The 21,439-nt window shown below is 43.4% G+C and carries 13 protein-coding genes; 2 read left to right on the forward strand and 11 right to left on the reverse strand.

Annotation, left to right across the window (positions count from 1 at the left end):
* Positions 1 to 123 precede the first annotated feature (123 nt).
* From cobN to L1271_RS11090, 3 genes are read right to left on the reverse strand one after another with little or no spacing between them, the layout of a single operon-like run.
* Positions 124 to 4,047, reverse strand: coding sequence for a cobaltochelatase subunit CobN (cobN, locus tag L1271_RS11080; RefSeq protein ID WP_235367868.1), 3,924 nt, complete (start codon positions 4,045 to 4,047; stop codon positions 124 to 126).
* Positions 4,044 to 4,391, reverse strand: coding sequence for a DUF2149 domain-containing protein (locus L1271_RS11085; RefSeq protein ID WP_010607457.1), 348 nt, complete (start codon positions 4,389 to 4,391; stop codon positions 4,044 to 4,046). The genes cobN and L1271_RS11085 overlap by 4 nt, the downstream gene beginning before the upstream one ends.
* 5 nt (positions 4,392 to 4,396) lie before the next feature.
* Positions 4,397 to 4,924, reverse strand: a complete 528-nt coding sequence (locus L1271_RS11090; protein WP_010607456.1) for a MotA/TolQ/ExbB proton channel family protein — start codon at positions 4,922 to 4,924, stop codon at positions 4,397 to 4,399.
* Positions 4,925 to 5,093: 169 nt separating this feature from the next.
* Here L1271_RS11090 and L1271_RS11095 point away from each other — a divergent pair, with 169 nt between their 5' ends.
* Complete coding sequence (locus tag L1271_RS11095; RefSeq protein WP_010607455.1) at positions 5,094 to 7,277, forward strand: TonB-dependent hemoglobin/transferrin/lactoferrin family receptor; 2,184 nt, start codon at positions 5,094 to 5,096, stop codon at positions 7,275 to 7,277.
* 131 nt (positions 7,278 to 7,408) lie between these two features.
* On the opposite strand, the gene L1271_RS11100 is transcribed toward L1271_RS11095, so the two are convergent.
* The 4 genes from L1271_RS11100 to L1271_RS11115 all read right to left on the reverse strand — a co-directional run bounded on the left by L1271_RS11100 (position 7,409) and on the right by L1271_RS11115 (position 10,795).
* A complete protein-coding gene (locus L1271_RS11100; RefSeq protein ID WP_235367869.1) occupies positions 7,409 to 8,650 on the reverse strand; it encodes a UPF0149 family protein in 1,242 nt (413 codons plus the stop codon).
* Positions 8,651 to 9,021: 371 nt separating this feature from the next.
* Entirely contained in the window at positions 9,022 to 9,375 is a 354-nt protein-coding gene (locus L1271_RS11105; protein WP_235367870.1) for a hypothetical protein, read from the reverse strand.
* 24 nt (positions 9,376 to 9,399) lie between these two features.
* The gene (locus L1271_RS11110) at positions 9,400 to 10,170 is read right to left on the reverse strand and encodes a hypothetical protein (RefSeq protein ID WP_235367871.1); all 771 of its coding nucleotides are present in this window, start codon (positions 10,168 to 10,170) and stop codon (positions 9,400 to 9,402) included.
* A gap of 277 nt (positions 10,171 to 10,447) precedes the next feature.
* Positions 10,448 to 10,795 carry a hypothetical protein gene (locus tag L1271_RS11115; RefSeq protein WP_206471147.1) on the reverse strand — a complete coding sequence of 116 codons (348 nt, stop codon included), beginning with the start codon at positions 10,793 to 10,795 and terminating at the stop codon, positions 10,448 to 10,450.
* A 312-nt stretch (positions 10,796 to 11,107) separates the two neighbouring features.
* Here L1271_RS11115 and dgt point away from each other — a divergent pair, with 312 nt between their 5' ends.
* A complete protein-coding gene (gene dgt, locus L1271_RS11120; RefSeq protein ID WP_235367872.1) occupies positions 11,108 to 12,631 on the forward strand; it encodes a dGTPase in 1,524 nt (507 codons plus the stop codon).
* Positions 12,632 to 12,885: 254 nt separating this feature from the next.
* Here dgt and L1271_RS11125 read toward each other — a convergent pair whose 3' ends face one another.
* The 4 genes from L1271_RS11125 to L1271_RS11140 form a co-directional block, all read right to left on the reverse strand.
* Positions 12,886 to 15,267, reverse strand: a complete 2,382-nt coding sequence (locus L1271_RS11125; RefSeq protein ID WP_235367873.1) for a TonB-dependent receptor domain-containing protein — start codon at positions 15,265 to 15,267, stop codon at positions 12,886 to 12,888.
* 435 nt (positions 15,268 to 15,702) lie between these two features.
* Complete coding sequence (locus L1271_RS11130) at positions 15,703 to 17,448, reverse strand: methyl-accepting chemotaxis protein (protein WP_235367874.1); 1,746 nt, start codon at positions 17,446 to 17,448, stop codon at positions 15,703 to 15,705.
* A gap of 630 nt (positions 17,449 to 18,078) precedes the next feature.
* Positions 18,079 to 19,455, reverse strand: coding sequence for a glycerophosphodiester phosphodiesterase family protein (locus L1271_RS11135; protein WP_102058538.1), 1,377 nt, complete (start codon positions 19,453 to 19,455; stop codon positions 18,079 to 18,081).
* 399 nt (positions 19,456 to 19,854) lie between these two features.
* Entirely contained in the window at positions 19,855 to 21,408 is a 1,554-nt protein-coding gene (locus tag L1271_RS11140) for a CHRD domain-containing protein (RefSeq protein WP_235367875.1), read from the reverse strand.
* Positions 21,409 to 21,439: the final 31 nt, after the last annotated feature.

Genomic DNA, 21,439 nt, shown 5'->3' on the forward strand with positions numbered 1-21,439 from the left:
AAGGCCAATCAAAACAGGTAAGTTTATTGCAAATAGGTAAAGTACAGTGAGAACACAACAAGCCTATCTCGACTTGCTGTGTTTCTACTGGTGTTTACAAATATTGCCTTATTTGTAGCGCTATCAAGTGTATGTTTTAGAAGTCAACATAGGTCGAACCAAGGGCTGCAGCATACCCGCAAAGAAAATTCCTGCCAGTAGCCACCACAAGGTATAATCAGTTTCAACTTCTTTGCCTTGAGCGACTTGTTCTAACTTTTGACCAGTCACTTGCTCCATATTGGCTTTACTTGCTGTCATATCAACGTTAGGCACAGCTTGCCCAGGCATCAAGGGTACTAAACCAAACCCCGCATTTTGTTGTTCAACATACTCAGTGAACTTTTTATTATCGGTCACTACATCATGTTGATTTGCAATTTCGGTGTAAGTATCTAGCATCTTTTTCAATGTCTCAGGAGAGGCTTTCCAATACCCTTTTCTAACCGCTTCAAGCATACGCTCAAGGATCTGTGCTAATGCTTCGGCATTATGCTGCTCAAAGAACTCTCGCATCTTCATGTCATACTTATCATCAACATACACGTCAAAGAACTCTTGCCATTGATCGTCCCTGACCGCTTCGGGTGTCATCACTTCCCAACCCCACATGTTGTTCATTCGATCAAGTATTGCCGTTGCCCCAGCATACCCCGCGTCTTGCATTGCTTGTATCCAGCGAGGATGGAAATACCGACTGCGCATTTCATTGCTCACAAACTGATCTAATGTTTGGGTTTTCTCATGTCCTTTTCGACGTAAGTTCGCTACATACATCTTTGGAGTTTTACCGTCCAGACTGCGAACAGCTAAACCAATTCCACCAAAATATTGAAATGGATCATCATTAGTCATCAAAGCATATAGATTAGTCGAACGAGAAAATACAACGCCATCTGTACCCGATAACACCTTGGCATAGAGTCCTGTTTCTGAAAGATTCTCACTCCAGCGAGATTCATCTTTGCCATAACCGAACCCCATCCGGTCTAAGTAAAGATTCGCAAGCTTACTGTCATCGTCCCACGTATCTGAAGCAAGGCTCATTCCCGCCAAGCCAGTACCGTAAGCACCTGTTTCATTCGAAAAGATCCGTACCGATGAAAGGTAATCAGCATCATCCTCAGATTTTCCTTCCTCTATAAGCTGCTGTTTTAAATTACTAGCGTGGCGATAAACAAAGTTGTTTTCTTCTTTCATCTTCGCCACTTTATCAATGGCTTCGGCCAACCACAGCATTACGTTAGGAAATGCGTCGCGATAAAGACCTGTTGCCGATATCACCACATCAATTCGCGGACGCCCCAATTCAGAATATGGGATCACTTCCGTACCAATAATATTACCCTGTGGGTTCCATTTAGGCTTTATACCCATCGCGTGTAAAATTTGTGCCTCTAACGCCCCTTGATGGCGCATAGTCTCTAGGGACCAAAGAGAAAATGCGAGCTTTTGAGGATATCGCCCATGTTTTGCCTGATAATCAGCAACAGTTTGCTCTAGCATGTTAACTCCCGCTTCATAGGCTTCTTTTGATGGTACTTTTGCGGGATTAAAACCAAGCAGATTCCGACCTGTGGGCACAGCTGCAGGATTGCGAATAGGATCACCACCGTGACTTACAGGTATGTATTGTCCAGATAATCCATTCAGTAAGCCCTCTAGTTCAGCGATTTGATGGAAGTTATCCCAATAGGTCTTTGCTAAGTCAATTGGTCCTTTAAGGGTGTCAGGTAACTCTAGTTGTTGTTGCCCACCCAACACGCTCTGCAATAACTGAAAACCCTCAAGTGCTTCAAGCTTTACAACGTTACGCTCATCAATTTGTTGCTCTTTTGCGAAAGCTAAACCATGCTCACGTTCATACTCACCCGCAAGGTGAGTAAAGTCGTCCCCAAGCATTTGTAAGATTGTGCTGTATAGATGCGCCTCTTCCGGTAGTTCGCCAAAAATATGGATCCCTAAAGGTTGGCTCATCTGCGCTAAGGTATTAAGATGATCTTGCAACTTACTAATATGTGCATCGAACGCTTGAGATAAAGCCTTTTCGTCAAGTCCTAAGTCTTTCAGCATATTCAACTTAGTTGCGAGGGTAATGATTTCTGCCCGTGTATTCTCACGCGTCAAGCCTTCAGCAAGCATCAGATAATTTGTAATAAGCTCACTAAGTTCAGCAACGTCGGTATAAAGCCCTGCTTTGGCAAACCCTGGAGTGAGATGACTTATCATAGTCGCTCTGCCTCGACGCTTAGCTTGCATCGCTTCACCAACATTATCAATAATATATGGATAGAACACCGGAATGTTCCCAATTGCCAAATTCGGCGCATCATACACAGATAATCCGCGCTCTTTACCACTTAACCACTCTTGTGAGCCGTGCGTGCCTAAGTGAATTACCGCGTCCGCACCAAACGTCTCTCTAGCATACAAATACATTGCCAAATAACCATGGTTAATAACGGACTTTGTGCTGTGATAGGCTGCTGAATGCTCTTTTGCGTTACTGCCGCGAACCCCTTGAGGCAAAATTATCATGTTGCCTAAGTCCATCCGTGGAATAACAAACATAGGTTCACCATTGTGTTCACGCACCATGGTACTTTCGCTTGGCTTGCCAAATTTTTCCACAATTGGCGCTGTAACGTGTTGTGGCAAAGAGTCAAACCAACGCTGATAAGTGGATAAAGGCATATAATCAGCAAGACCAACATCAACCAGTGCTTCAGCATCTTCTCCACGATAATAAGGACGTAAAAGTTTGCCAGCTTGCTCAATAATTTGCTCTGGATGAGCTTGCTTCACATCGTAACCCTTGGCTTTCATTGCATCGGCAATATTCACAATTGAGCTTGGAACATCTAAAAATGCAGCACCTATATTTTTTTCTCCGGGAGGGTAATTCCAGATAAATGTAGCGATTTTTTTCTCACGATTTTTAATATGCGCTAAATTCGCGTGATTAAATGCCCGCTCAACCAGCGCATCAAGCTGCGCCTGCATTACCACCTTCACACCTTTATCATTCGCAGCGATGATGCTCGGATCTACACTCCCTGTATCCTCAGGCATTACTAAGAAAAATGGCGTTAACGAAGGAGAAATGCCAGCATGATCTTGGTTAAAAGCAGCTTCATCACCTTCGGTGTAATTCATTGCATGAATAACTGGCACCCCAATTTGAGCAAACTCAGCACGACGCTTTTCTACGTAGTGAAGTGAGCGGTAATTAATGAGCAAATCAACTCTCGCCCCATTCTCATCCGTTAATAGCTCTGGGTAAGTCAATGACTCGTCATTACCTTCAAAGAAAAAGGCGAGCGCCTTTGCTCCCTTCTTTTGTAATCCATGGATTAAGGCATCCACGACTTGTTGTTGCTCGTAGTCAATTACAGAGCGGTGAATAGCAATCGCGATAACCGGCTGATTGTCTTCAACATCCAACCAGTTAAAGAATTCGCTTTGATTAACTGTAACGCTAGATTTAAAATCAGGATGATATAGACCTACATTTGGCACTACCTTTACCGGCTCTGGCGCTTCACTCGATAACCCAAATACCTTAGTCGATATGTACAACATCATGTTACGGTAGTTTTGGCTACCTGCATTATTGTAGTATGCGCCCAATGTTGTATGCTGCGACGGGGATAACCCTTGATTCATTTTCATGTTTTCAAGATCCCCTAAAGAGATCACTGGAACCTCTGGATAATCTGTCAAATATGATGTGTAATCTGCAAACATATACTGTGACAGCATAGGATTAATACCATCCAGTAAAATCAACTTAGCACTTTGCCAAGCGGCTCGGATCTCATCTTCTGATTTGCCACGAGTGCTAAAGTTAGTCAGTTTAAAAGGCTGATCTTCGGCCAGCGAGAGCAATAACTCTCCTTTTGATTTAGAAGCATGTCCTGACATCATAATCAACACTTCAGGCTGTTGCTGTGCAAAACTTTGGAAAGAAGACAAAGCTAAAATGAGCAGCGCGAATAGTCGGGTCATCTGTTTGTCTCCTTCGCATTGTTTTCAGTTTTCTTTTCATTCTCTGGAATATAGACAAAACTACCGTCTGCCATTTTATATGCGACCCCGGCTCTCATGCCTTCTCCAGAGCCTATTTCTCCATTAGATTTATATTGCTTAATTTCCTTGCCTTCTTTCACGATCACTTCCATGTTGGGTTCACCGGCGTTTTTTACCACAGTGACATTTTCTGATGTAAATGGACTGAGTGGATTTTGCGCAATAGAAATCAGTAACGCCGCGATAATCACCAAAAAAACATCAACCAAATTTACGGCACTCACAATAGGGTTTAATTCTTCGTCTTCATCTAAAAAGCGCATGGAAATTATTCCCCTCTCAGTTTTCGAATGTTGATCAACTCCTGAGCACACCAACGTTTCTTAACCGAAGCGGGCCAAAAAGTAAGTGTAGAAATAACAAGTCCCCATATTACCGCAGCAAACGCAATAATTAAGTTTTCGCTGATCCCCTGAATGTTACCGTCTGCGAGCGCCTTTAACGCCGGCCCCATTGGGATCATTGTCGCGATAAGACCTAGCATTGGAGCAACCCGCGTAACAATTCGAAGCGTTTCGAGCTGCTTTAATGCAAACACCTCTAACTCATCTTCAGATGCGCTTGGATTCGCAATAAAATAGTTATGAACATGAAAGCCGTTGTGGCTTTGTAACGACTTATTATCTATTCCACGTTGGTATGACAAACGACTTTTCCTACGAATTAAAAATTCGGATACAAAGCGTCCAAGTGCAAAAAATGCGTAAACAAAAAGTACTGATATTACAATAATAACTGGCGTCATTAGCAGCTCAGATACATTGGCCATTAGCATTTCTATTGCTTGTATATTCACAATAATTCCCCTCTATAAATTATCGCGACAATGTACTTGAAAATGTAATAACTTACAACAACACAAATGGAAATTATTATTATTTAGATTGATCTTTTTAATAATAGAGGTATGATCTTCGCAAATTTTAGTAGCAGCTCAGCAATAAAATATTCATAGGAATCTCATCATGCGCTTTGCAAAAACACACTATTTGCGACTACTTATCGCCTCAATTATTGCTTCTGGATCAACGGTTGCGTTAGCCGATAACGCGGTTTCCGCAGATGATTTAGAAGTTATCGTTGTTAGTGGATCTCGTAGTGAGAAGCCACTTAAAGACGTAGCAGCTAGTATCTCCGTAATGTCTAGCCAAGACATCGAAGAACAAGTAATCACCGATGTAAATCAGCTTTTTCAGTATGATCCAAGTATAAAGATTACGGGTCGTATAGGTGGTGCACAAAATATTCAGGTTCGTGCTATGGGCGGCGATAGAGTATTGATCATAAAAGACGGTATGCGCATGAATGAAGGCTATGGCGCGGATGGACTCAACGATATAGTGGGCCGAGGTTTTATTGATACTGATACGATAAAACAAGTTGAAGTTGCGAAAGGAGCCAGCTCATCTCTCTATGGTTCCGATGCGTTGGGGGGTATTGTGGTATTTACCACCAAAGATGCCAGTGATTATCTTAACGACAATGAGCATCTTGGCGCACGTGTAAGGATAGGCTATAGCGACCTCAGTGAACAAACTAATCTAAGTGCAACGCTAGCAGGCCAGCATGGCAATTTTGACCACTTACTGAGCCTAACAGCCAGAGATGGTAAAGAGGAGCAAAATAAGCACAACACCCGCGCTCCCTTTGATATAGACTCTCAAAGCTTACTTTACAAATTAAAATACAACTTCAACGACAAAGATTATGTCAATGTTTCTGCTGATCTGTGGCGCCAAGATGTAAGTGGCGACCTTGCCGATGGTCTATTGGCATATTTCCGTGGTCTAGCTAAATATGGCTACAACATCGCGACGGAAAGTACAGAGACCGAAAAGCACACAGATTCGTTCCGCCTGAGTTATCACAACGATACGGGCAATAGCGTTTGGGACACAGCACAGTTTAATTTGTATTACACAAACAGTGTTCAAGACGATCAAGAGTATGCTTTACTCGATATTAACGCGCCTATGTTTGGTGTTATCGAAAAACGCGACATGTGGAAAACCGGTACTTATGAGCAAACTACGTATGGTTTTATTTCTCACGCGAGTAAAGCACTCGATAAGCAACATACTCTTGGTTACGGTGTTGATATAGAAACCACTGAGAGCCTACGCACAGTACGTGAATACCGAGAAGTGGAAGGCGAAGTCATCAAAGATGACATTACCAATAAATTCCCGAAAAATGATACACTTCGCGCTGGCCTATTCATCAATGACGAAATAAAGCTACTAGATGACAAACTTATAGTTACGCCAGGCCTACGTTTCGATTATTACAGCATGGACCCAAGCGGTACCTTAAAGACCGATGGTACAGAATTTGCGAAAATAGACGATCAACATTTATCGTTTAATTTAGGTGGTTTGTATTATCTAAACAACATGCTTTCTGTTTTTGCTCAGTACGGCCAAGGGTTCAAAGTACCGCCTTATGATCTAGCCTATATTGAACACTACAATCAGGCTTCTGCAGAATATTTATATGAAATCTTACCAGCAGAGGACTTAAGTCCAGAAGAAAGTGACACCTTAGAACTTGGATTACGTGGCCATATTGGTGACTTCACTATTTCAACTGCACTGTTCCACAATAAGTTTGATAACTTCTTGTCCACAGAGCTTATAAGCCGTGAAACCATATTGGATGATGAAGGAAACTTTGCCTATAACCATGACAAATTCCAATACCAGAACATTGATTCAGTTACGATCAAAGGAGCTGAGTTCTCCACTACTTACTATGCTACCGATACATTGTCTGTTTCATTTAGCGCAACATATCAAGATGGTAAAAATGATGAGACAGATGAATATATCAGTTCCATTAATCCGCTGTCAGGGAACCTAGGCTTCAAGTATCAAAATGATATGGTGAGTTCAGATCTTATCCTTAATTTTGCTAAAAAAATGACCAAAGTGAACACTGGTAAATACCAAACTCCTGGATACGGCACGATTGACTGGTTAGCACAAGTTAAATTGGGTGATAATACTGCCGTAAATTTAGCTATTCGTAATCTATTTGATAAAACTTACTACCAACACGGTAATCTTGCAGGCCACGGTATAACAGAAAGCTTAGATGGACTTGAAAGTGCGGGACGAAGCTTTGCCGCCTCTATCCGATATGACTTCTAATACTAATTCGCTTAATTAAGTGAACTATTTTAAGGCGAGAAAATCTTGCCGATAACCCCGGTGAAGGTCAACTTCACCGGTGAACAACTCTTAGCTTTGCATCTCTACTTGCTTAATTTATCCAAAGTCCGCTATGATTTTTTACGCAGCCAAAAGAGGCTTCCTTCCACGCTTAACCAGGCTTTTTTGCCACCACAATCTATATAACTTAAGACTTCTTCTTTTGAACCCAATGTGTAGCCATATATCTCTTTTTGCTTAGTCTTTTCTTGACCTGTAAGCATCTTGATAAAGTGCTTATTGTACCCTTTGATTGTCGCTTTTAGCTCATTCAAAGCTTTGCTCTCGCCACCCTGCGCAAAATGCATCAGCGCCTCTGCAGATAGCATAAAAATACTCTCTTCTTCATATTCATCAAGGCAAGCTTGTAGTTTATCCCACTGTTTTAAGATGACTAAACCGTTCACATACAGGTATCGACAGGCTTGATTATCGTTTGGATTAAGTCGCAGCAGCACGGCGAGCTCATCAACCGCCTCTTGTACTCTGTCTGCCCAAAAGTAAATCCATGCTTTATGATAACGAATAAACATATAAGGTCTGGTTTCATGGATAAGCCAAAAATTGCCTTGATTTTCCTCAATATAATCAGGCGTAATAAAGTCTTGTTCTTCATTATGAATAAACTGGTCAAGTAAAGGGATTGAATCGATGTGAGTCAATTTAAGTAAGTTCTCAATCAGTGAGTTTCTTATTTCTTCTTGTTCTTCATCAAAATCTTCTTCAAATTCAAACGCTCCGAGCTCGTTGTCTAACTCAGGATCCCAAATTAAAGTATCCCCTAACTCCATAATCGCGCCAGCCAAATAACGCTTTACGTCATGAGCCTCTCGCTCAAAAGGCATCATAGGCTCAGCGTGTGAAAACGCCGCCTTTGCTGCATCTAAGCTTGTAAATCCGGTGAGCTGTTGTTGTAATTCACTTACCGCACCTTTCTGCTCTAGTGACAAGTTCTCAAAAGATACTTTATCCAACGCCTTAAGCAGACCAAGACAAAAGCTCGGTAACGGAGCCCCCTTTGCTAATGATGCAGCAAAGTCTTGCTTAGAGAGCGCACACTCTTTTGGCAACTTATAAGTTTTTCCATCCAAGCTTGAAACACACTGCTCATGCAAATCCATTAAAGCCTCTAACTGAGCACGGTAAATAGCCGTGTAATCACCAAAGAGCTCAGGCAACCACTCGTGTATTTCAGCAATATCATTAATGGCAACTTTGCCTATCAAATAGCCTTCAACAAAATAATAATCCGGTTGATGCTGAGTATCTTGAGAAAAGGCATTAACTGCTTTGCGTAACGCACTTGGAGTCATATTGAATATTCCTTTAACAATTGAATAAGTAGGTAGGAGCCGCTTTACGCGGCGATCTCAACAAAAAACATCGTGGAATAGATCCCCTCATACCATACTAGATCCCACTGGTAAAAACCACTTCACGCAGGTGGGGTCGCTTTACGCGGCGATCTCAACAAAAAACATCGCGAAATAAATCCCCTTCCACCATACTAGATCCCACTGGTAAAAACCACTTCACGTAGGAGCCGCTTTACGCGGCGAGCTTTACAAGGCGATCTCTACACAAAACATCGCGGAATAAACCCACTCCCACCACACTAGCTCCGCACAGGTGGGAGCCGCTTTACGCGGCGATCTCTTGCACCCCATTACAGAGAACCAATCCCTCACACAACCTTTCGACGCTCCCAACCCCAGCAAAGCGCCAAAGCAAACACACCATTTGCGTAGGTCACATACAAAGGCACTGAGGTGTCGGCATCCTCAGCATACATAAACACACTCGACATCACCCACGCTACAGCTGCACCAATCAACAGCCATACCGCCGCAGAATACAACTTATACACCGGCGCACTTATATAACCCGACAGCACCACACAAGCCGCTGCTACACCACCTATCACCGGCTTTTTCCACCAGCCCGCATATTCCGCCAACATCCCAGCCAAGGTTGCTGAAACGATAAAAGTTACGACGACGATTATGATAGACAGTAAAAATTTAAGGGCTTGGTTCATAATTCACCTTTGCAAAATCACGGACTACTGAACATAGCCCACAACATCCATAGATCTAAAGTTGAGATGCTTTTCTTCATGATGTTCTGCATCCAGTACTACTGACAAGTACGGAGCAAATACCATTTTTTCATCCGATGAGAGCTCAAACTCCATTTTAAACATTCGCTTACTTCCTACAGGCACAGTAAAGTAATCAGAGTTATAACTACCATATCGCTTTTCACCTACATAGTATGCTAGTAATCTAGCTTGACTATCTTTGTGGTCAATCGCATAACTTTTATTTCTAATCCTAAAAGCATTATCACGAGGAAGCAGATTAATAGCGTAAAAGGAGCAAGTAAGATTTTTACCGCGCTTTTCACATTTATCCTTCTTTACTTCAAACCCCGCGTAGTGTTGAAAAGTTTTGACGGGGCCATCGTACTCATCGTTGAACATGGAAAGTGATATCCAAGGATCTTTAAGAAACATCCCTGCTGAAAAAAATGTTGCGCATACAAACACAGTTGAAATTGACTTTATGAATCTCCTAAAAGTGCTTAGTCCAGCTCGCTCAAATTGATAATACAAATAACTTATCATCACCACACTAAGCACCAAAATTGGTATAAAGCGAATCAAGCTACTACCAGAATAAAGCACGTAGGCCTTCACTATCTCAACAAGATCAGTTGCATAAGCACCAATAACGATACTGGTTATAAAAACGGTAAAAGCAACAAATTTATTAAATGAAAATAAAGCAGCTTTTTTTACTGTGTTGCGTTGTTGTGACGCTGAGCCATCCATTTGTTTGAGTGTCCTAGTTACTAAAGTTGTGAAATACAACCAAAGTTTTTATCGATAAATCAATTTACAATCCATCTACATAGAGTTCAAGCTATAACCTATCACCCGTTATGTTAATAGAGAAACCTCTCTGGTTGTTAACCAGCTCCTCTTTGACGCTAATAGCTCATATCTACGCTGCGCTAATTCTCAGAGAGTCTCTACACCTCTCTCAATCACGCAAACGTCACAAACTCCTCATTGGCTTTAATTACTTCATACTCTGGATTTCTTGCCACTATAATAGGTATCGTTCTATGGCGATCATGGTATTTGTAATCGAGTCTGCATTGTTCGCCGTGATACGCTCGAGTAATAGCAAATCCCCATCTAAGATCGGGTATTTACCACCGTTCATAGAGTGACCACGAGCATGAGCTAAGAAGTGTTTTTCAAGGTCAACTTTTCCACATCCCGATGGAGCTGGCATGAAGGACATTTCGCTACTTTCACCAGTTTTAAAGTGGCCGCAGGCAATTTTTAAATTAGGAAATTGTGGCAGCTGTACTACTTGGTTATCTCTATTTAACTTAGCAACTAGGTCTCTAGGAGAGTGTGTATCAAAAAGTGCATAAGACTTGTTCAAAAAGCTGTAGTGGTTACCACCAAAGTGTTAGATATTTTTTGCCAAACTATTAAAACTAGGGTTAAACCAAGCCCGTAGAAATAACAACTATAGATAAGCTAGCCTGATACAAAGCATTACAGTCTCTTTTTATCACTTTACTGGCTTAGTCGGTTTTTTGCCTGTTGTTAATTCGGTGTAGAGATCCTGCGCTACCTTACCTTATATGAAGGTTTGCTTGTAGGCTGGCTATGCGAGGTGTCGATTCGGTTTACAACTTTTCCACATTCACCTACATTGGAAATGTAGCTTGAGTCTCAACAGGAAAGTGGCATGCACTTCAAGAATAAAATAACAAACGAGCGTTCTTACAATACCGGTGGCAGTGAGGCAAGTAGTCTTGAAAGTGACCGCGGGCGTATTATCAACAGTGCTGCGCTTAGACGACTGCAACAAAAAACCCAAGTGTTTCCGCTTGAGCGCAATGCGGCGGTGCGTTCGCGCTTAACGCACTCGCTTGAGGTGCAACAAAATGGCCGTTACATTGCTAAAAAAATTGTTGATGCGCTGGTGCAGCAAAGTAGGCAAGATTTGCTGCAATATGAAGATAAAAACGGACAGCAGGTGGATTTGTCTGAGTGTTTGGTTACTCTGTCTGAAATGGCCTGTTTGATGCATGATATTGGTAACCCTGCATTTGGTCACTTTGGCGAGGCCGCTATCAATGATTGGTTTAAACGCTATTTGAGCCAGCATCAGCAGTTTGCAAAAAGTGCTCGGGCGGCGCTGAGGTATGGCTCAAAGGAGAGCAAGGCGTCGGATCTGGCGGTGCTGAATCAAGAAATGGAGTTACTGCTCGATATTTGTAGTTTTGAGGGTAACGCCCAAGCCATTCGCGTTATTCATACGCTTTCTCGGCTTAACCTTACCTATTCACAATGCGCCACTGTGATGAAATATACCCGCTGCGCGACCACGCCTAAGTCGACCGTAGCCATTGATAAGTCCTACCTGCAAAAGAAAGCAGGGTACTATTTTAGTGAAAGTGGGTTTGTCAGTGAGCTGTGCGACAAATTGCAGATCCAAGTGGGTCATCGCCATCCTGTGACTTATATCATGGAAGCGGCTGACGATATTGCTTATTGCCTTGCCGATATGGAAGACGCTGTAGAAAAAGGCATTATTAGCGTAGATGAGTTAACGGGCTGTTTAATAGAGGAATATCAAAATATCGCCGCAGGATTTGGGATCACCGATGACAAGCTGTTAGAGCTTATGAGTAAAAAGCTGCACTACGCCAATGACAAAGCCAGCAAGCATATGGCGAATTTTGATAATGAATTTTTTATTTGGCTCCGCGTGGGGCTGTTGCACCCACTTGCTGAACATGCCAAAGCGCGTTTTATCGATAATATTGGTGCGATCTACGAAGGGAGTTTTAACGCTTCGTTACTGGAGGATAACAGCCACCTTCATGCCATTGTAAAGTCGCTGAAAACGGTCGCGGCCAACAAGGTATTCTCGAATAAAGAAGTCGAGCAGTTGGAGCTTCAAGGCTACAAGATCACCAGCAGCATATTGAATGAATATCAGCGAGTGCTTGACTTAGACGCTGATGAATTTAACGCAGCATTAAGTGGCGACCATGGCTTTGCGATAGAGTCGCGATTGATTAATCGAATTTCCAAAAAGTATGTTGCGGTATACCGCGAGACCTTGGTGAAGCTTAGTGATGCTGAGCAAGCCGAGCCGATTTTTGAGTTTTATTATCGCTGCCGTCTTATTCAAGATTTTATTAGCGGTATGACTGACCAGTTTGCTTATGATACCTATCGTGCCTTGACCGCGTTGGATTGAGGTTAATGGTTGAGGGAGTGAGCGCGCGGTCTTGTTGAAAAGATCGCCGCGTAAAGCAGTTCCTACACATGGTAGTAAGCGGATTTATTCTGCTAAAACAGATGTCTGTCACGGCGTAAAGCCGCTGCTACGAGCGAGCTAAAAGGTGGAGAAAAGCTCGCCGCGTTAAGCGGCTCTTACACAAGTGGCAATAAAAAGAGGTGCAAATTGCACCTCCTTTGACTTTTGTAATCTAGTAATGCTTTACATGGGTATTAAAACGTCACGTTGACACCAAACCAAATATTGCGGGCTTTGTCTTTTACATTGTAGTCATCACTAAATACCACTTCGCTTACCACACCACGGCCGCTTAGGTATTCGTATTTACCATCGCCGTTTAAGTCGCTGTAATCTGTGCTATAAGACGTAAAGTCTTCATCCAATAAGTTATTGATACGCGCAAACACAGTGACATTATCGTTAAAGGTGTATTTAGCACCTAAGTGCAGTAGGTTGTAGTTTTTGTAGTACATGGCTTTGTCTAGGTTATTGTCCCAGCCACGGTAACGATCAGAGCGCATTTCAGCATTTAGCGTCAGTGAAAACTCGTCTGTTACTTGCCAGTTTACTGTGGCATTTGCCATGTGCTCAGCGGTATTGGTTAGTGGTTGACCTTCTTGAGGGCCGCTCTTCTGCTCGCTGTCAGTCCAAGTGTAGTTCGCGTAAAGTGAAACTGCATCTGTGAACTGGTAACGACCTGCAAGCTCAATACCTTGGATCTCAACTTTGTCGATATTGATTTTTTGGCTGTAAGTATCGTAACCAAGCTTGTCGTATACGCCCAAATTCACGCATGGTTTTACACCATTGGTTGCAGAGCAGCTCTTGATGGTGTCACCACGGGCGATTTTATCGTCAAACTCTGTTGAGAAGTAAGTGATATTAAAATTGTGGTTCTCTGTTGGGTGCGTCCAATACAATGCTACTTCGTTGTTTACACTAGTTTCTGGTTCAAGATCTGGGTTACCAGCAAACGGCGACGTACCTTGACCACCAAAGCCGGTAATACCATTGTATAGGTCAGTCGTTTGTGGCGTTTTATAACCGGTGCTGATCCCGCCTTTTACTGTCCAATCGTCAGACAGCTCATACACACCGTATAGACGCGGAGAAAGTTGGCTACCGAATACATCGTGGTTATCATGACGGACACCCACTGTAACTGTTAGAGGATCGCTCAGGCTCCAGTTATCTTCTACAAATAGCGAGTACATTTGGTGTTCCTGAACGCCTTGAGCAACGCCAGACTCCATGCCAAATACGCCATCTTGTAATTCACCATCAACCCACTGACCGCCCACAACAAACACGTGGTCGCCAAGTAAGTTGTCAACTGGAATATCCACTCGCGCGTCTAACGTATATTGGTTACTGTTCAGTGTACGCTTTGGACGTGGTAAGAATGTGCTTTCAGCAAGCGCTTTACGTTCTGCTTCTTCCATATCGGCATATTTACCACTGCCATCGTACATGGCTTGTAGTAGTTTACGCTCTGCAACAGAAAGCGGCATAGTACGGCCATTGTTATCGGTATCAACAAACGCCAATGACACAAAGGTTTCAATATCACCAAAAGTACCTTGATGCGTTAGTGACCACCAGCTTCTGTCAAATTCTTGATCCGCTGCATAACCTGCACGTGGATTTACCACCCCGCGACGGTCTTGCCAGATTGATTCGATGTTGTCTTTGGTGCCAAGCGGATAGGTAATTTTGCCCGACTCAACGTCGTAGTTTGGTGTATTGTCGTACTCTTGATTTGAGATATCGTAGTCAAAAGTAACAGTGTGGTTGTCGTTTGGTGTGAACACAAACGTCGCACCAAGTTGTGTATTGGTGTTGTCAACCGTTCTACCACCACTACCAAAACCGAGTTCACGATGATGCAACTCACCATTTGGATCGGTTGCAGGTGCAAACTCAGGGTTTGATGCTTGACGCTCATAAATACTACCGCGAGCAGAAAAGTTGAGTAAACCTTTAACCAGAGGCCCATAGATACTGAAATCTGTGGTAATGTCATCACCAAACTGGTCGTTTGTTTGTAGGCTTCGGCCAAAATCGATGCTGCCAGTCCATTCATCTACTGACTTTTTAGTAATAATGTTGATTACGCCGCCCATCGCATCTGCGCCGTAAAGTGTAGAGGCAGGTCCCCTAATGACTTCAATTCGCTCAATGGCACTTTTAGGTGGAATATGGTTAAACGCGTTACCACCAAAGTTATTTGGGTAGATATCACCGTGGTTGTTTTGACGCTTACCATCAATAAGTAGTAGCGTATATTCACCTGTTAAACCGCGCATACTCACGCTGCCTTGGCCGGTTTTATCTCGAGTTGTGCCAATGTCCACGCCTTCTTGGTACTTCACGGCATCAAGCAAAGTCGTATAGGACTGAGCTTGAATATCCTCAGCCGTGATCACTGAAATACTCGCTGGTGCTTCTGGTATTTTTTGCTCAAAGCCGGTTGCAGTTACCACGATGCGTTCCATATCTGGCTGCGCTTTTACTGAATCTGCAAAAGCAACAGGACTAAGGGCAGAAAGTACCAAAGCAGAGAGTACACCACGTTTAAAAGGCGTGTTTGTCATTGTTAATATCCCAAAATTTATTGCATTAAAGTAAATTTTGGCGAGTACTCTAAATGGAAACTGAACAAAAGTCAAAAATATTGATAATTAATCTCATTTGCATTTTTGATTTGGATCACATTTAAGGGACGTTGTAGGTTTATTGATTTTTCTTAGTCTTGCTCATGAAGAGATCGCCGCATAAAAAGGCCCCTACCACATATTTAAACCCTTAGTGGGAAATGCTTTATGCGTGTTCATTAGAGACAAGATCGCGGGGTGAAACCGTTCATACAAAATACTTAACCCCTTAGTGGGAGGCGCTTTAGGCGGCGATCAGTAAAGACAAGATCGCGGGGTGAATCCGTTCATACAAAATACTTAACCCCTTAGTGGGAGGCGCTGTAGGCGGCGATCAGTAAAGAAGAGACCACCGTGTAAAGTGCTTCCTACGTGCTAAACAGTAAACTCCCTCGCATTATCGTTGAGACGGTGGCTGGTTTGCTCTAACTGCTCAACAATGGCCATAAACTCATTCATCCGCTTAATCGCTTCTTTAGAAATATCACTCAGGCCATTGATATTGGTATTAATGTCTTCGGTTACCGATAACTGCTCCTGTGAGGCGGTAGCAACCCCCTGAGTCAAATCTTTGATTTTGCTTACAGCTTCAAAGATGCTGTCGAGCACTTCGGAAGATACCATCACCTGCTCTTCCGTCGCTTGCACTTGGTGCTGACTTTGCTGAATAGCGGTATTCGCACTCCCCGCTTTGGTTTGCAGCTGGTTGATGATATCACGAATTTCTTCTGTGGATTTTTGGGTTCTTTGTGCAAGGGTTCTTACTTCATCTGCAACAACAGCAAAACCGCGGCCTTGCTCTCCCGCCCTTGCCGCTTCGATAGCAGCATTTAATGCAAGCAGGTTAGTTTGCTCCGCAATAGCCTGGATAACGCTCACTACATTTGACACTTGGTCACTTTGCTCAGTCAACTCAGAGATAATATTAGCAGTTTCGTCAAAGCGCACTGACAACTCACTAAATTGCTGGCTGGTTTGCGACATCACTTCCATCCCCCGCTGTGCTTCAAGTTCAACCTGATTCGCATAATCTGCGGTACTCACGGTACTGGACGTGACCTCATTGAGTGTCGCGGTCATTTCTTCCGCAGCCGTAGCAATGGTTTCAAGACGGGCGTTTTGTTCTTCGCTTATCTCTTTGTTACTGCGAATAAAGTGCGCCACTTCTTTGGAAGATTGCGACATCGCGCCACCCGCTGAGCCGATGTTCGTTACTGTATTTTTAAAGCTACTGAGCATACGATTTACGATATTGGCCACCGCTTTAATCTCAGTTGCACCGCTTTCGTCTACCGTTTTTCTAAGATCGTTTGAACTGCCTATCTCTTCAAAAGTCCTACCAAGTAACTCTATCGGTTTCACGATACGACGACGAACTAAGTACACGCCAAATAAACTGAAGCATACGGTTATCACTAACATCACCATAGCCCACAAAACATAAGACTCTACAGCACTGTGAGCTTGCACAACATTTTGTTTGGTGCGGCTTTCAAGTTCAGTAAAAAACGATTCAACTGGCTTCATGATGTTGGCTTTATAGCGATGATAATCATCACTGTGGGTAAGCTTAACCGCTTTGTTCAAATTGGGCTCGCCTTGAATGGTGTAATTACCGGCACTATCTTTAAACTTACCTTTTACGGCGTTCATGGCTTCAACTTCTAATGCAACAAGGCCATCGGAATTGGCTTGTGCCTCACTTAAGTAGTTGAGCTCTTTTTGGCTAAAGCCCGCCGCTTTCATGGCATCGAGTAATACTTCTCGCTGACCGTCTGGTTTTGGTTTCTCACCATAGTTAAGCACCAAATCCCAATAAATTTTATGGTAGCCTTCAGGCCTTGGCTTTTCACCATTACGGATCGCTAATACATCCATATACATCTTTTCGTATTTATCGTTCCCAGTTACCGCATAAGTTCTGCCCAATCGCGTTAAATCGTCGGAGCTTTGTCTTAATTCGTCGGCCAGTTGATAAGCTTTATATCGGTTGTCCGCCATTTGCTCAAAATCAAGCAAGGCGTTGTACATGTTAACAACCAATAAGGTAACGATGACGACAAAAACAATAATGCCACCGAATATAGTGGTCATGAGGATACGGATAGAGTTTAACTTCATGATTCTAGCCTTTATTGAAGCGTTCACAATAAAGACTAGTGCAGAGGGTGAGATTCTTCTAGCATAGAATTAGGAACAAATGGAGTTGACATAATAACAGTGAGAGCCAAATCAAAAGATCGCGGAGTAAACCCGCTCCTACCATATACTCAAACTCTTTGTAGGAGCCGCTTTATGCTGCGATCATTAGAAACAAGATCGCGGAGTAAATCCGCTCCTACCATATACTCAAACCCTTGGTAGGAGCCGCTTTATGCGGCGATCATTAGAAAAAAGATCGCGGGGTAAACCCGCTCCTACCATATACTCACACCCGTGGTGGGAGCCGCTTTAGGCGGCAATTATTAGAGACAAGATCGCGGAGTGAATCCGCTCCTACCATATACTCAAACCCTTGGTGGGAGCCGCTTTATGCGGCGATAATTAGAAAAAAGATCGCGGGGTAAACCCGCTCCTACCATATACTCAAACTCTTGGTGGGAGCCGCTTTATGCGGCGATCATTAGAAAAAAGATCGCGGGGTGAACCCGCTCCTACCATATACTCAAACTCTTAGTGGGAGCCGCTTTAGGCGGCGATTATTAGAAACAAGATCACTGAATAAGCCAGCTTCTACCACAACTAACACCGCTAAATACTGGCAGGCATGCCCATGCAGCTTGCATAATAGGTGGTCGTTGCTGGCCAATCAGAGAATACGCCGATTACGCCAACCTCTTTGGCCAATACATCTAGCACTTTAAAGGTATCACCATCGTTATCTATCATCGCCTCACCTGACAGACTTCCGTTGATGCTTTGGTAATACCAACCACCGCCGCTAGCTAGGTGACCAGAGCGCTCTAGTGTCCAAGTGATGATCCCAAGCCCTGCTGCTTTTGCAGCTTTGGCATATGGTGAGGGAACGATTTTCCCCCCTTCTTCGGTTAATAACATCCAAAGTGGCGGTGCGATAATGTTAACACCATCCGCTGCAAGCTCTTCCATCGTTGGTGACAGTAGCTCTGGGTTATGCACGATTTGCTCTGCTGATACCATGGTTTCATTGTCTACTGCTTGCGCTTCGTATCTGTCGTCCAAATACACTGCCTGTGCACCAAACTCTGGATTTTCTTTTATCCAATAGACGACATCGTCGCGATTAAATGACTGCGCCCAGACATTTTTTGGATCTACATTTGCGGCTTTATATTCGTCAATCATTTTTTGTGCGTAGGCTTCTTGTGTAAAACCGTCAAAAGGCATGGCGACAGACGGAGTCTTCAGCTCTGGCGTCATTTTCACGCCTAAACTTTTAAATAACTCAATACTCTGGGCATGGGTCATTAAAGTGCCACGGCTCGAATATAAATCGGTGCGCCAATTTGCCGTGCCATCCATATATTCCGCTACAGTTGTAGCCATTGAGTTCGCGGCATCCATTTTACCTTTTAATGTCTTAAACTCAGCCAAAGTAATGTCGCTGGTACAACACATAGCTTGGGCTGCAATTCCATTTTCAGGATCGCCTGGTACAAATGGTGTTGTACATTTTTGGCCTAAATCCGTTGCTAAAATATTTGTTGTAGTGTGTAAATCACATTGTGAATGGCGACAAACCAGCTCTTTGTCTTTGGTAAAAGCAACGTCACACTCTAAAATCCCAGCACCCATTTTAGCTGCCGCAATATAAGATTCTTTGGTGTGTTCAGGAAACTGCATTGGCGCACCACGGTGCCCAATTGAAAAGTCTGTTTTATAAAAAGGTCCGTTAGCACACTGCTCAAGCTTAGTTTTGAGTGCACTGTCTTCCATATCTTGAATCAAGAAATCAGGCCGTGTGCCCACTTGCATGGCACTTGCGCTACCTGCTGGCACTTCCACAATTACCGGAACTTCAACGACTTTTATTTCAGTCTCCGTTGTGATCACCGGCTTTTCAACCTGCACAACCTCCACAGAATCATCATCACATGCACTCAGTAATAATGCAGCTACGATCGCAGAACAAACGCTTATCTTATTCATTGTAATACCATTATTATTTTAAAGAAGGCTTACGCTAGACGCTTTGTATTACGATTACGGGAACAAATCATGATTTTTTAGTTACATATTTTTAACTAAATATAACTCCCTTGACTGGATAATGGTTGTGTAATTTGAATATAAAGAAAAAGAGCCTGCAGTTAACAGACTCTTAGATGCGAGATAATTATCTAAGCCATTAATTAACCTGAGCTGCGGATAATTAATGCCTTTCTAGCAGCCAGTTTTAGCGCTAACTGCGTTGAATTCACTTCCAATAGCCAGCTATTGGTGCGTAAATTCGCCTTGTTTTCCCTAAAACTCTCTGGCTAGAGAAGGAAAAAACTAAGCTGTTCTTTAGAAACAATGAGTTGGAACATTCCTTATCCAAACCTCAGGTTAATTAACTATTTGGCCTCTTAACTCACCACTTGGATTTGCTGGTGTATGCACATTCACGTAGTGACCACCGCCAGCCAGAATCGCAAATATTTCCGCTGTCAATGCTGCATTGGCCGGAGCCATCCAGCGATTGGCATCACTACTATCTTGCATTAACGTTAGTAAAACAGGGCCGTTTTCACCAGCAATACCAGTATGTATATGCGCAGCCGTTGCATCGGCAACACCTGAGGTGAGGACTTGTAATTCAAGGTCGAAGCCGTTTCGATTTACCAAAGCATATCCACTACCTGTGGCTGTGGTTGTAACGACTGGGACTTCTTGCTCGCCACTCAATGGAAACGCTACCAAAGTGTAGTTGTCAGTGAGGATCTGGCCACGTAGCTCACCACTCGCATTTGCTGGTGTATGCACATTAACATAGTGACCACCCGATGCGAGCACTGCAAAAATCTCGGCATTGATCATGGTGTTGTCTGGCGTCATCCATACATTCATATCATCGGTGCTTTGCTCAAGGCCAACTAAAACATCACCATTCATGCCGATCCGGGCGGTATGAATATGTGCCGCCGTTGCATCCTCAACACCCATTGTCACTACACGAAGTTCAACTTCATAATCGTTTGTGTTAACCAGTGCGTAGCCATCCCCTGACGCCATTGTTGCTACTGCTGGAACTTCCTGTTTGCCGGATAAGTCAAATGTCGCAACTGTGTAATTGTCCGTCAGGATTTGGCCGCGGATCTCACCGTTTGGCATCTCTGGCGTATGAACATTGACGTAGTGTCCACCCGAGAGCAAAACATTCAACGTCGCTTCGTCGATCATCGTGTCATCTGGCGTTACCCAGTCTGTCATTACTTCGTCGTCCTGCTCTAACACCACAAGTACATCGCCGTTCATACCAATGCGGCCCGTGTGAATATGTGCAGCTGTGGCATCATCAACGCCCATAGTCACCGCGCGAAGGTAAAGCTCGCCATCGGTGCTGTCGTATGACGCATAACCATACCCCATGGCACTACTTTCATTCATTGGCACCTGTTGTGAGCCATCTAATTTAAACGTGATCACGCTTACCGTGTCAGGCACAATCTGAGCGCGTAACTCGCCGTTTGGAAAGGCTTCGGTGTGTAGATTAATATACCAATCACCATCCAACATATCCTCAATTAGATCCTCAGACAGATCTGTGATCGGAATACTCACTTTATTGTCATCTGATGCTTCAAAGGCGAATGCCACATCGCCATTCGCCCCCAAATCACCATCGTGAATATGTGCAGCACTAAAACCTTCGACGTTGCTGTAGTCGAGTGTTGCTCTGAGTTGCATCAGATTTTCATCAAGCTCAACTGTTGCGGAAGCGGTTTGCATTGACGTATTCATCGGCACTTCTTGCTTTCCTGATAACATCAATTCAAAGGTCTTAGTCGCTGAAAACTCTTGGGCTGGCGGCGGTGGCGGAGGTGTAACAGTATCGTTATCGTCATTATCGCTGCATGCCATAAGAAGCATGAAGCTGGCACTTACTATAAACTTTTTCATTATACTCATCCTGTAGACTCGGTTAAAAAGA

The organism is Pseudoalteromonas sp. OF5H-5 (genome assembly GCF_021530695.1).
GTDB lineage: Bacteria > Pseudomonadota > Gammaproteobacteria > Enterobacterales > Alteromonadaceae > Pseudoalteromonas.